10 protein-coding genes are annotated in these 12,315 nt (G+C 64.9%); 3 read left to right on the top strand and 7 right to left on the bottom strand.

From position 1 onward, the window contains the following. The coding region (locus tag AC1DVA_RS24630) for a methyl-accepting chemotaxis protein (RefSeq protein ID WP_476807603.1) at nt 1-1,778 on the bottom strand (1,778 nt) is incomplete at its 3' end. 167 nt (nt 1,779-1,945) lie between these two features. Here AC1DVA_RS24630 and AC1DVA_RS24635 point away from each other — a divergent pair. Then, nucleotides 1,946-2,722 carry a DUF1499 domain-containing protein gene (locus AC1DVA_RS24635; RefSeq protein WP_265054707.1) on the top strand — a complete coding sequence of 259 codons (777 nt, stop codon included), beginning with the start codon at nt 1,946-1,948 and terminating at the stop codon, nt 2,720-2,722. A 9-nt stretch (nt 2,723-2,731) separates the two neighbouring features. Here AC1DVA_RS24635 and AC1DVA_RS24640 read toward each other — a convergent pair whose 3' ends face one another. Further along, nucleotides 2,732-3,646: an MBL fold metallo-hydrolase gene (locus AC1DVA_RS24640; RefSeq protein ID WP_476807604.1), complete on the bottom strand. Its 915-nt coding sequence runs from the start codon at nt 3,644-3,646 to the stop codon at nt 2,732-2,734. A gap of 150 nt (nt 3,647-3,796) precedes the next feature. Here AC1DVA_RS24640 and AC1DVA_RS24645 point away from each other — a divergent pair, with 150 nt between their 5' ends. Beyond that, a complete protein-coding gene (locus AC1DVA_RS24645; RefSeq protein WP_265054705.1) occupies nt 3,797-4,420 on the top strand; it encodes a biotin transporter BioY in 624 nt (207 codons plus the stop codon). An 86-nt stretch (nt 4,421-4,506) separates the two neighbouring features. Here AC1DVA_RS24645 and AC1DVA_RS24650 read toward each other — a convergent pair whose 3' ends face one another. From AC1DVA_RS24650 to AC1DVA_RS24670, 5 genes are all read right to left on the bottom strand, one after another. Beyond that, complete coding sequence (locus AC1DVA_RS24650) at nt 4,507-4,644, bottom strand: hypothetical protein (RefSeq protein ID WP_187640068.1); 138 nt, start codon at nt 4,642-4,644, stop codon at nt 4,507-4,509. Between the two features lie 323 nt (nt 4,645-4,967). Then, on the bottom strand, nt 4,968-6,308 hold the full coding sequence (locus AC1DVA_RS24655) for an HlyD family type I secretion periplasmic adaptor subunit (protein ID WP_476807605.1): 1,341 nt from the start codon (nt 6,306-6,308) through the stop codon (nt 4,968-4,970). A 48-nt stretch (nt 6,309-6,356) separates the two neighbouring features. Next, complete coding sequence (locus AC1DVA_RS24660) at nt 6,357-8,477, bottom strand: type I secretion system permease/ATPase (RefSeq protein ID WP_265054703.1); 2,121 nt, start codon at nt 8,475-8,477, stop codon at nt 6,357-6,359. A 29-nt stretch (nt 8,478-8,506) separates the two neighbouring features. Further along, the gene (locus tag AC1DVA_RS24665) at nt 8,507-10,501 is read right to left on the bottom strand and encodes a hypothetical protein (protein WP_476807606.1); all 1,995 of its coding nucleotides are present in this window, start codon (nt 10,499-10,501) and stop codon (nt 8,507-8,509) included. Nucleotides 10,502-10,633: 132 nt separating this feature from the next. Further along, complete coding sequence (locus tag AC1DVA_RS24670) at nt 10,634-11,470, bottom strand: hypothetical protein (RefSeq protein WP_476807607.1); 837 nt, start codon at nt 11,468-11,470, stop codon at nt 10,634-10,636. A 579-nt stretch (nt 11,471-12,049) separates the two neighbouring features. Between AC1DVA_RS24670 and AC1DVA_RS24675 the strand changes: the two genes are divergently transcribed. Next, nucleotides 12,050-12,232, top strand: coding sequence for a transposase (locus tag AC1DVA_RS24675; protein ID WP_476807608.1), 183 nt, complete (start codon nt 12,050-12,052; stop codon nt 12,230-12,232). Nucleotides 12,233-12,315 lie beyond the last annotated feature (83 nt).

The raw sequence follows: 12,315 nt of genomic DNA on the forward strand, positions 1-12,315 counted from the left end.
TCGACCGCCTGGCCGGCGATGGCGCCGCCGGACTGGGCGGCCTGCATGGCCTCGTCGGCGATGCGGGCGGCATCCTTCGAGGCCTGGGCCGAGGCCTTGACCGAGGCTGCGAGCTCCTCGGTGGTGGCGGCGGTCTGCTCGAGCGAGCTCGCCTGCTCCTCGGTGCGCTTGGAGAGGTCGTCGGCGCCCATGTTGATCTCGCGCGCCGCGAGCCCGACATCGGCCGAGGTGGTCTGGATCGTCGCGACCGTGGCCGAGAGCCGGTCCACCGTCTCGTTGATCGCGCCCTTGAGATCGGCGAAGCGGCCGCGATAGGCGGTCTCCACCCGGTTGGTCAGATCCCCGCCCGCAATCGCCGACAAAGCCTGCGCAAACTCCGTCGTCGCAGAATCAACAACTATGTTGATCTCGTTGATGCCCTCGACGAGCTCCTTGAGCGGACCTTCCATGCCGCCGACCTGCGCCTGGCCGGAGAAATTGCCGTCGCGGGCATCGGCGACGATGGTCGCGACTTCGCCGAGAAGCTTCTGGACATGGGCAGCCTGTTCGGCGTCGGCCAGCATGGCGAGATCGCGATCGCGCCGGTTCTGCTCGAGCGCCAATGCGTTCTCGCGATAGGTTTCGAGCGCGCGGCTCAGCGCTCCGATCTCGTCGGGCGAGGGGGCCGGCGGAATGGCCTGCGCGAAATCGCCCTGCTGCATGCCGTCGAGCGCCGACTTCAGCGAGATCAGCGGCCGGGCTACGCGACGCTGCACGCCGCGCCAGCTCAGGACGCAAATCACAAGCAAAGCGGCAAGCAGGGAGCCGACGATGCCAAACTTGACCCAGGCCTGATTGAGCTTCTGGTTCGTGCGCGTGATCATGTCGTCGAGCGACTGGGTCACGGCCGATATGATCGCCTCAAAGGGGGCGTTGCACTGCTTTGTCCATTCCTCGGCCGCGATGACCGGGCCAGAGCCCTGACCGAGCTTGCCGATCAACTCGTCCATCTTGCGATTCGAGGCATCGACCTCGGCCGACATGACACCGATCTTCCGGACGAGTTCGCTGCCGACGCCGGGGCGGGACGCCAGCTGCTTGAGGGTGTCCCTGGAAGCGTTGGAAACACCGCGCAACTCGCCTATGCGACGTAGCTGTGCCGCATCCATCGCCTTGTTCGAGCTGAAGGCCGGGCGCAGCACCGAGCATTGCGTTCCGTAGTTCGAGCGCACGTCCCAGCCGGCGGACTTGAAGCCCTGCAGGTCGGCGAGCACGGGGTCGGCCAGCCGGGCCGCAGTGGAGGTCTCGTCGGAAGCCTTGACGATCGCACCCTCGATCGCGCCGATACCGTTGTACCAGGGCATGGTCGCGGCCAGGCTGCGCTGCGCCTTCGGCTTGCCGGCCTCGGCATAGAGGTCAGCCATCCTGGCGTCGGTGAGCTTCTGCTCCTGCTGGATGCCGGCGATCAGCTCCTTGCGGTTCGGCAGATCGGTTTCCTGGAGCTGAGCGACCGCTTCGGCGATCTGGGCGCGATTGGCCTGCTCGATCTGCTTCAGCATCGGGGCCGGATCATCCGCGACCTGGATGCTGGTCTGAGCCTGGCCGCGCGCGGTGCGGATCATGTTGCCGGTGAGAAGCAGCGCCTTGTCGGCCTCGACCAGCTCGGCCAGCCGCATGTTGGTCCTCACCTCCATGATGGACTGCTCCGCCATGTAGGCCAGCGCACCGATGCCGGGCACGCAAAGACAGGCCATGGTGGCCACGAGGTAGTTCTGGATCGAAGAGGGGAAGAATTTCACGGCGAGGCTCGAAGAGGCGTGCGGCTGGAAGGCGGTGGCGCAGGCGGAAGAGGCGACCCGGCGCGGCCGATGCCTCTTTCCCGCCCAGTTACGGCCGATTTGATTAAGATTGCGCTTAGCTGCCTCTGCCGCTTGCCTTCCGCTCGTAGCGGCGTCACCTAAGAACGATGCATCGCCGTCTCGTCTTCGAGGAACCGGTTTCACGCGCGGCCATCTGGAGCCGGCGGCTGGCCTGGTTCTCGCTCGCGGTGCTGCTGCTGTCGCTGCTGCTCGTCCGGCTGCGGGAGCCGAGCATCGAAGGGCTCGCGCCGGTCGCCGGTGCCTATGTCTTCGTCTTTGCGGCGCTCGGGCTGGCGATCCTCGCCTTCATCCGCATCTGGCAGTCCGGCCATCGCGGCGTCGGCAAGGCGGCCTGGGCGATGCTGCTGTCGCTGGTCCTGCTGGTGCCGTTGGGCTATGTCGCGGTGAAGCTCGTGACCAGGCCCGCCCTGGCTGATATCTCGACCGATATCGACGACCCGCCTGCCTTCAGTCGGTCGCAGATAGCGCAGACGGCAAGGGCCGGGCGCGTGCCACCGGATGTGCCGGCCGAGCGCAGGCGCCTGCAGCGCCAAGCCTATCCCAAGGCGGTGCCCATTCTCCTGGAGGTTCCGGCCGAGATCGCCTTCGACGTCGCGCGCCGCGCCGCGACCGGGCTCGGCTGGCAGGTGCTGGAAACGACCCGGCCGGGCGGGCGCAGCGGGGCCGGGCGGATCGAGGCGGTCGCGCGCGGCCGCATGCTGCATTTCTCGGAGGACATCACGATCCGGGTCAGGCCGCGCGTCGACGGCAGCCGGATCGACATTCGCTCGGCTTCACGGCTGGGCAGCCACGATCTCGGAGTCAACGCGACGCGCATCGCCGCATTCTCCGACGAGATCGAGCTGCTGATGGAGAATCGCTGAACAGGCGGTTCAGGTGAGACGGTAGCGGCTCGTCAGGGCAGGCACGGCATCGCTGGCCTGGACGGCGCCTCGTAGCACCAGATCCTCGAGCTGCGCCAGTACCGAGAGCGCCGCCGCTCCGTGCAGCGCCGGCGCCAAGCCCTGATAGATCGCGGTCACCATGGCCGCGATCGTCTCGTCGCCTTGCCCCAGGCGGCTGAGAATCGCGGCCTCGCGCTGGCGGCGATGCTGGACGAGGCCACGCAGGAAACGCTGCGGTTCGGTGACAGGGCCGCCATGGCCCGGCCAATAGCGGGCATGCTCGAGACCGCGCAGTTTCTCGATCGAGGCCATATAGGCGGCCATCGAACCGTCGGGCGGTGCGACGACCGAGGTCGACCAGGCCATGACATGGTCGCCCGAGAACAGCGTTTCCTCTTCGGCGAGGGTGAAGGCCAGGTGATTGGCGGTGTGACCGGGCGTCTCGACCGCGGCGAGGCTCCAGCCGGGACCGGAAACGGCGTCGCCGTCCCGCATCAGCCATTCCGGCACGTAGGCGGTGTCGGCGGCGGCATCGAGGACACGCTCCTCGCCCGGGCCGAGCTCGCGGGAGAGGCGATGCGGCCCGCAGCCGACCACGCGCGCGCCGGTGGCTGCCTTGAGCGCCGGAACGGCCGGGGAGTGGTCGCGGTGCGTGTGCGTCACGACGATATGACTGACCGTCTCGCCGCGGAGAGCGGCCAGCAGGTGTTCGACATGGGAGGGATCATCGGGACCGGGATCGATGACCGCCACAGTGCCGTGGCCGACGATATAGGTGCAGGTGCCGGTGAAGGTCATCGGCCCGCTATTGCCGGCGATGACCCGGCGCACGAGCGGCGAAAGCGTCGCGACCTCGCCGGGCGGCGTGGTCGCGCTCCTGTCGAATTCGATCTCGTCCGCCATCTCTGCACGCCTCGTCCGAGCCTGTGCCGATTCCGTCAAACCGGCTGCCTATCCGCGCAAAGCCTGTCCGCTTGTGAGGCCCTGCCGCATTTCCTATAGACGCAAAAGCGGCCGCGTCGCGCGGCCTTTTCGGGAAAGGACGACAAGCCCATGGCTGATACCATCCCCATGCAAGCGCCGACGCTCGCCGGTACGCTCCTTCCCGCAGCGGACACGCGCTCGGCCATGCTGCGCAACGTCGCGCTGGCCTTCGCCGGCAGCCTGCTCCTGATCGCGGCGGCCAAGATCAAGGTTCCGTTCTGGCCCGTGCCGATGACGCTGCAGACGCTGGCGGTGCTGGGCCTCGGGGCCGCCTATGGCGCCCGCCTCGGTGCTGCGACCATGGCGCTCTACATCGTCTACGGACTTGTGGGGCTGCCGGTCTTCACCAACACGCCGCCGGTCGTTGCCGGCCCGCTCTATCTCGTCGGTCCGACCGGCGGCTTCCTGGTCGGCTTCATCGTCGCGGCGGCGATCGCCGGCTGGGCGGCCCAGCGCGGTGCGTCGCTGCTGCGGCTGGTCGGCGGGCTGGTCCTCGCCGATCTCGCGCTCCTGGCCATCGGCTGCCTGTGGCTCGCCTTCGGCGCCCAGATGACGGGCGGCGCGACCGGGGTCGGTCTAGCAAAGGCCTTCGCCTATGGCGTGCAGCCCTTCCTTCTCGGCGAGGCGCTGAAGATCGCGCTCACGGCTTGCATCGCCGGGGCGGGCTGGTCGCTGATCGGCCGGCGCGGCTGAGCCTTCGCTTAAACAGCGCCTTCAAGCACAAAGGCCGGGGTCGCCCCCGGCCTTTTTTGATTCCCGTATGCGCTTGCGCAATCCCGTTAGCTGGTCGACTGGCCGCCACCGCAGCTTTTGCCGTCATAGGGGCCGAAGAGTGGGCCGAAATTCCCGCATTTGTCGCAGCCCGAAAGCGAGAGAGCCAGCCCCAAAAGGCCGGCGAGGAGAATGATGCGCTTCATGGCCCAACCGTTCGATTCGATGCGGGCCGTAATCTAGAACGTGCCGGCGGCGCGCGACAGGGGTGTCGAGAAGCGAAGGCAGGCGCTCAGAGACCGATATCCGCGAGCCAGCCCAGTATGCAGATCGCCGAGACGGCGATCAGGGCGATCGTGGCTTTCGCGTCGTTCGGCCAATGGCGCAGCATGCTTCGTCTCCGTTGCGGGAGCCGTCGCAATAGTCGTGCCATTTGACAGGTGGGTGACGGTTTCCCCGAGGCCTGGGAAGCTCGGAGAAACCGCCGTCGCGACCAGCAGAGGCGATGCCGCAGGTCGATGTTGCGAGATCAGGTTTCGCGGAAGGCGCGCGCCATGCTGTCTTTGAGCGGCTGCAGAAGATACTCGAAGAAGGTCCTCTCGGTCGTCTGGATGTAGACGTCGGCAGGCATGCCCGCGGTCGGCTGGAAGTCGTGGACGCCGGCCAAGCTCTTCGGGTCGAGGCGGGCGCGCACGACATAGAGATCCGGTACGCCGGGATAGGCGCGCTGCTTCTCGTCCGGCAGCGCGTCGGCGGAGATGTAGATGACGCGGCCGCTGACCATCGGGGTGGTGCGCTGATTGAGGGCGGTGAGCCGAACCGTGGCGAGCTGGCTGTGCTTGATCTTGTCGATGTCCTGCGGACGCACGCGCGCCTCGATGATGAGCTCATCCTGCAGCGAAACGATCTCCATGATGTTCTTGCCGGCTTCGATGACGCCGCCGGCCGTGTGATAGCGCAGCTTGACGACCGTTCCCTTGACCGGAGCGACGATGTTCGAGCGGTCCAGGATACCTTTCACGGTGTGGATGCGCTCGCGCACGTCGTTGAGTTCGGCGCTGATCTCCTGCAACTGGTCGGAGGCGATCTTCTGGGCGTTCTTGCGGACGCCGTCGATCTGCTCCAGCGAGCGGGCGATCCGCTCGCGGGAATCGCCGATATCGCCGGTGATGCGCCCGGCCTCGCCGGTGAGGTTCGCGGCAAGACGCTGGAGCGAGAGCACGTTGGGCTTGCGGATGTAGCCGCGCTGAAGCAGCGCCTGCTTGCCTTCGAGTTCCTCCTTCAGCAGCAGCGATTGCTGATGGACTCCCGCGAGCTGCACCTTGCTGCCGGTGACTTTCTCCTCAAGCGCGTCGATGCTCTTCTGATGGGCGGCGATTTCGCTCGCGATATTGTTCTGCCGCGCCCGGAAGGCGATCCGCTGCGCCGCGATAAGCACGGCGATGTCGGGGTCGTTGGCTCTGTCGACCAGATGCTGGGGGAAGGAGAAGTCGGTTCGGCCGACGACCTCCGCCCGGAGCCGCGCCTCGATCGCCTCCAGACGGAAGAGCTTGAGCTCGTGGCGGCGCAATTCGGCGCGGGAGGAGGTGTCTTCGAGCTTGACCAGGGGTTGGCCGACATGGACCACGTCGCCCTCATGGACGAGGATCTCGCGGATCACCCCGCCTTCCAGATGCTGGATCGTCTTGTTCTGGCCGGTGGTGACGAACACGCCCGTCGCGATGACCGCGCCGGCGATCGGGGCCGTGTTGCCCCAGACGCCGAAGCCCATGACCGTCGCGACGACGATGACGACGCCGCTCAGCGTCGCCGTGCGGGTACTGCGCGGCACGTCGGCATACCAGGTTTGCGATATCAGCTGCCCTGCCATTTCCCCACTCCGTTCCCTCGTCGCCCCCGGCTTCGAATGCCGGTTTTGTCAGTGTGGCTTGGGCGCGCCGCCATCGATGCTGCGCTGTCCAACGATCATCGGCAGGATTTCGTCGCGTGCCCCGATGGCCTGAACCGCGCCGTCCTTGATCATCATGATCTTGTCCACGCTGCGGAGCAGGGCAGGGCGCTGCGTCACGGCGACCACCGTCATGCCGCGAGACTTGGCCCGCTCGAAAGCGCGAGCGAGGGCGGCCTCGCCCAGTGCGTCGAGATTGGAGTTGGGCTCGTCGAGCACCACGAGCCGCGGATTGCCGAAGAAGGCCCGCGCCAGGCCCAGCCTCTGCTTCTGCCCGCCCGAGAGGGGAGCGCCGTCGATGCCGATCTGTGTCTCGTAGCCATGGGCGAACTGGGCGATCATCTCGTGGATGTCGGCGATCTCTGCGGCTTCGAAGACATCCGCGTCGGCGACATCGTCGCGCATGCGGGCGATGTTGGCCTTGATCGAGGCCGGAAAGAGCTGAACGTCCTGCGGCAGGTAGCCGACGCTTTCGCCGAACTGGCGCGGATCCCAGTTGCGCTGCTCCATCCGGTCTAGCCGGACGGTGCCGGCGGTCGGGTTGATCGAGCCGACCAGCATGCGCGCCAGGGTCGACTTGCCGCAGCCGGAAGCGCCGACGATGGCGAGGGAATCCCCCGGCTCCAGGCTGAAGCTGATGCCGTTGAGGATGACCTTCTTGTTCGGCGGCGGAACGTAGAGAACGCGCTCGACATCGAGCCGGCCCTTGGGGTTCGGCAGCTTCAGCCGGTCGAGGTTGAGCGGCGAGGCCTGGAGCAGCGCCTTGACGCGCTGATAGGCGGCGCGCGCATGGATGAAGCTGCGCCAGCCTTCGATGGTGCCTTCCAGCGGGGCAAGGGCGCGGCCGGCGACGACGGAGGACGCGACCACCATGCCGCCCGTCAACTGGCCTTCGAGCGAGAGCATCGCGCCCCAGCCCAGCATCGCCACCTGCGTTCCCAGGCGGAAGAACTTGGAGGTACCGGTCATCAGGATGTTGCGATCCTGCGCGCTGACCTGCGCCTTGAGGGATTCCGCCGTCTCGCGCCCCCACATCACGACGCCCTCCGGGATCATGCCCATGGCGTTGATGACCTGCGCGTTGCGGGACATCGCTTCCGATTGCAGATTCGCGCGGGTCGAAAACGCACTGGCTCGTGCGAAGGGCGCGGCCGTGATCTGCTGGTTGAGATAGGCGACCAGGAACAGCACGACCGACGCGACGGTCACGATGTAGCCGAGATGCGGATGGATCAGGTAGACCGCCAGCAGATAGATCGGCGCGGTCGGTGCATCGAGCATGGTGAGGATGACCGGACCGGTCAGGAAGCTGCGGATCTGCTGCAGATCGGCGAGCGTCTGGAATTCGCGGCTGGAGCCCGTCTGGGCGGCCTTGGCGGCGGCCGCGAGCACCGGCCCGCCAAGCCGGGTTTCGACATCGACCGCGACGCGCATCAGCATGAAGCGGCGCACCATGTCGAGCAGCACATGGGCTCCGATCGCCACCATGACGATGACCGAGAGCATCACCAGCGTATCGACGCTGCGGCTCGTCAGCACGCGGTCCGACATCTGGAAGAGATAGATCGGCACGGCGAGGACGAGCGTGTTCACCACGATCGAGAACAGCGCGACGACCGTCAGGTTGTGCCGTGTGCCGCCGAGGCCCGCGCCGAGAACCTGCTTGAAGTCGCGATCACCGAGCCGTTGCTCGATAGGCGTTCCACCTCCCGATCCGCCACCGCCTCCTCCGCCGCCTGGCCCCTTGCTGCCGCGGCCGCCCTCGAGGGCCGTTTTCGGAGGCTGTGAATCCACTTTCGGACGCAGCGTGACGACATCGGATGCCGGCTGTCCGTCGATGCGGGCTTCGCTGTGTTCTGCGCGGCTTTGGGGCGCGGTTTCCTGGGGGAGAGTCGGGTCGTGGGGAGCGGCCGGCTGCGGCAGCGATGCGGGCGCGCCGGCCGGGACCAGAGAAATCCGGCTGTTGGCATTGGCGGTGCCCTCGACCTTGACGGCGGCCAGCCCGACAGCCTGCGGCAAGCCGACCATCCGCACCGAGGCAGGGCCGGCCAGGGGCGCCGCGGATGGCGATGCTTCGTTCTTCTCGCTCATGCCCCTTACCCCGTCTCGTTCTTCTTGCTTCAAACCATGATGTTCGACGTCAGATGGTCGTGCTGTGCCGGGTCCGGCACATTGACGTGCCGGCATTCGGGCTCAGGCTCATTGGTGGCCTGTTCAGCGAAGGCGACGAGCTCGGGGACGAGCGTGCTGGTGTCATGAATCTTCACCGTGTCGCTGTCGGTGACGATGTTGACCTGGATCAGCACGGATTCTTCATAGGCCTCGCCGCCGAGATAATTGGAGGTCGACAGCAGCCCGGGGTCGACGATGTAGGCTTCGTTGAGCGCGCTGTTGCCGCCTGCGGCCACACCTTGTTCGGTGTCCGCATGCGCGCTGGCCTGAATGCTCTGATCGCCGTCGATGAGGAAGTTGACCTGCGTGATGACGTTGGCGTCGTAGTAATCGCCCGCGACGTAGAGAATCTTCAGCGTGCCCGAGGCACCACCGTAGAAGTGCCAGTCGGCGTCCGGGGCGAGGATGGTTGCGCCGCCGGCAAGCTGATCGATCAGTTCGTGATGGGCGTCGAGCATCGGCTTGAAGGCCGGCGCGTCGTAGCTCGCGATCGTGGCCTTGTTGGTCAGGCTGTTGAAACCGGTCGTGACGGTCGTGCCGTCTTCTTCGCCGCCGGTGCTGTAGAGCTTGGCTGAATCGGGATCCAGCATGATGTTGTACTGGTAGATCCAGTCGGCGCGATGGTAGTTTCCGCCGATGATGATGATGTCGTAATCGGCTATGCCGTAAATCTTCGTCAGATTGATCTGCTCGTTTCCGCCGGTCCCGAGATTGTAATAGACGCCGGACTCGCTTTGAACCGTCCGATCGTTGTCGTCGAGACCGTTGAACTGGACGATCGCTTTCACGTCGTAGAAATCGCCCGACAGGACATCGACGACCCAGTGAGACGTCCCGGCCGCACCGCGCACGTCGATCGTCGATTGATGCGTGATGAACTCCGCGATGTTGTGAACCTCGTTGCCCTGCGTCTTCACGACGGCGTCGAGAGTGCCGGAGACGGCGATGTCGACATGGTCATTGTCGACCAGGATGTTCGCCTGCACGATGCCGCGGCTGTAGAAGTAGTCCCCGYCGACCATCATGGAGCCGACCCCCTCGTTGAGGTCGACGATCTCCGCGGCATTGATCTGTTTGTTGAGACCGGTCTCGGCGAGCGTCCCCACGCCGCCGGTGGGCCCCGCGGCATCGAGCGTCGCCGTTGTGCTGGTCTGGGCCGGCGGCTCGTCCGGGCGCCAGGGTGCGCTGTCCAGCAAGGTCGGCGCGTAAGGTTCGGGCGCGCCGGCAACGCCATCGATAATGCGGCCTTGCGGGGCGGTCTCAGCGGGGCTGCCGTCCGGATTCGGGTTGCCCGTCTCGGCCCAGAGCGCGTCGCGAGCCGACACCATGGCGATGACGTCGTCGGTTCCGATCTGGAGCGCCGCGGTCATGTCGGGGATGCCGGCGGGGGCGATATCGTCGGCCCGATCGATGAGCGAAGCGAATTCGCCCTCCAGATGCAGTTCAGCCGGGATCACGACGCTGCCGTCGGCATAGGTGATCGCATCGGATGTTATGAGATCCTGGTCGCTCGCGACGTTGATCTGCTTGATCTGATACAGACCCTCGCCGTCGGCGTCGCGATACTCGACGGTGATTTCGCGCTGAGCGGAGCGGAAGCCCACCGAAGATCCGATGTCCTCGGCATTATGCGGGATCGGCTTCAGGGGCTGTGGAACGACGGGCAGAATCTTGCTGGGCACGCCGAATCTGGCCGGCATCGATAAAGGTGTAAAACTGCTGTGCGGGTCCGGTGCCGGCATTTCGCGAACCGTCGTTGGAACCGAAACGAGTTCGTCGAAGGCAAGCCCGCGGAGCGGCTCCCGGAACGGATCGAGGTCCTCGGGTATAAACGGCGGTGGCGCCTCACCGTCATAGAACACCGGCGTCCGGGCGACGGAGTCGGACAGATGCAGATAGCCGATGAATTGCCAGATCGTTTCGGTGAAGCCGCCGGGCTGCATGGCACGATCCTCCGCCGCGTCCAGCTCGCACCGGACGGGAACACTTCAAACGCATGGCGCGCAGAAAGGGGAAGGCGGGAGCGGAAACCGCGCGGGGAGGGCCCCGCGCGGTCGCTTCGCTTCGGACAGTGCTTACAGGGAGTCGAGAGCGTCCCCGCTGCCCACAGTCATCTCGATCGAGTTGAACTGGATGTTCGCACCCTGAACGATCGACTGGGTGAAGGCTTCCTGCGTGAGCGAGGCTGCAGCCGAAGCCGCGCCGGCGCCGCCGAAGTCGCCATCGTCGCTGGTAAGCGCGCCGAGGCTGGAGCTCGCGCTGCCGCCGGTGGCGGTCGCGGTCATGGTGAAGTCGCCGACCGAGTTCGCGTCGGAGCCGCACGGATCCCAGCAGCACGCATCGGAGACACCGCCGGAGCTGTAGCTCACCGAGGCGCCGCTGAGGGTGTCGTTATCGGTCAGGTTGTTGATCTGATCGATATTGAAGTTGTTGCCCTCATAGACGTTCTGAGTGACCACGTCGGGCATCACGATGGAATYGGTGATGCCGTAGATCGAGTCGATGTCGATCGCTTCGTTGTCCTGCGGCCCGGTGATTGCACCTTCGAGGCTGAGGTCGACGTTGACGGAGACATTCACGCAGTTGTCGACCTGGTTGGTAACCTGATTGTCCAGCTCGTTATAGTTGACGTTGCCGTTCAGGTTGCCGTTTTCATTGGCGTTGCTGGCGGAATTCCAGACGTCGGTGTCGACGGCCTGCGCGGCGACCTGGCCGGCATACTGCGACTGACCCTGGGACTGACCCTGGCCTTGACCTTGGCCCTGTCCCTGGCCTTGACCCTGTCCCTGGCCCTGAAGCTCGGCCTGACCCTGGAGCTGACCCTGCAACTCGGCCTGGCCCTGCAACTGGCCCTGTGTCGGGTCGTTGTCGTCGTCGTGGTGCGAAGGCTGCGGATTGTTGTGGCTACCCATGACACGCTCCTGTGCGTTCAGGAGACATCGATGCGGTCCGGTGCGCCTCTCTTCTGCGGTGCGCGGTCCGGTTTCAGCGATGTCGATTGGTTTTATGCGGTTTACAAGGATGGATACCGTCTAGCGTAACGATATACATCCAATTTTCGATGTTATCCGATCTGATTTAATCCATTTATGCCTCCTATGTAGTTGTTATTTCGGTAATAAGTTTGGATTTTAAGAAGTATTTTATGTATTTTGACGATTAAAGTTTGTTGAATTCAATAGTTATCGTTCGCGAGAAATGTCGCGTTGAAGGATTAATTCTATAATGATCCGATATTATGGAAATCCGATTCCATCGGATTGCTGAATTCGATCGCTGTATGAATCTAAGCAGGCAAATTCGRGTTCAGTATTTTTTCTTTCCTGAATGCTGCTTGGTGTCTATAAACAGCCACGAAGGGGCTGTTGGGTCAATGTGCTGAATCGTTACCCTGCGTTAACCGGTTCATTGATTTTTCATGACCCAGGAGGTGGCTTGGTAAAGGCTGGTGCCCTGTGCGCCGGAGATTGGCTATGCCCAACGCCGTCCGCATGCACGACGAACAGGCCGCCTTCCTCTCGCTCGAGACGTTGGTCTGGCGCGACGGACCTGTCTGTCCGCATTGCAGGGTGGTCTCAATCGGTAATCGCAACACGCTACTTTTCCTTTGGAGATGGAGCGTGGGTGATGAAGCAGCGGCGGCGGATCTACTATTCGGCGGCCCAGCGGGCTGAGATCTGGGATCGCTGGAAGGCCGGCGAGTCGATGAGTTCGATTGGGCGGCGGTTCGATCGGGAGTCCTCTTCGGTGTTCTCGG

Source organism: Allobosea sp. P4_C6 (genome assembly GCF_056402015.1).

Bases quoted from the DNA above. Each gene is read 5' to 3' on its own strand.
- AC1DVA_RS24640 (WP_476807604.1), bottom strand. From the start codon at position 3,646: ATGGCGGACGAGATCGAATTCGACAGGAGCGCGACCACGCCGCCCGGC.
- AC1DVA_RS24655 (WP_476807605.1), bottom strand. From the start codon at position 6,308: ATGGCAGGGCAGCTGATATCGCAAACCTGGTATGCCGACGTGCCGCGC.
- AC1DVA_RS24650 (WP_187640068.1), bottom strand. From the start codon at position 4,644: ATGAAGCGCATCATTCTCCTCGCCGGCCTTTTGGGGCTGGCTCTCTCG.
- AC1DVA_RS24675 (WP_476807608.1), top strand. From the start codon at position 12,050: ATGCACGACGAACAGGCCGCCTTCCTCTCGCTCGAGACGTTGGTCTGG.
- AC1DVA_RS24635 (WP_265054707.1), top strand. From the start codon at position 1,946: ATGCATCGCCGTCTCGTCTTCGAGGAACCGGTTTCACGCGCGGCCATC.
- AC1DVA_RS24645 (WP_265054705.1), top strand. From the start codon at position 3,797: ATGGCTGATACCATCCCCATGCAAGCGCCGACGCTCGCCGGTACGCTC.
- AC1DVA_RS24660 (WP_265054703.1), bottom strand. From the start codon at position 8,477: ATGAGCGAGAAGAACGAAGCATCGCCATCCGCGGCGCCCCTGGCCGGC.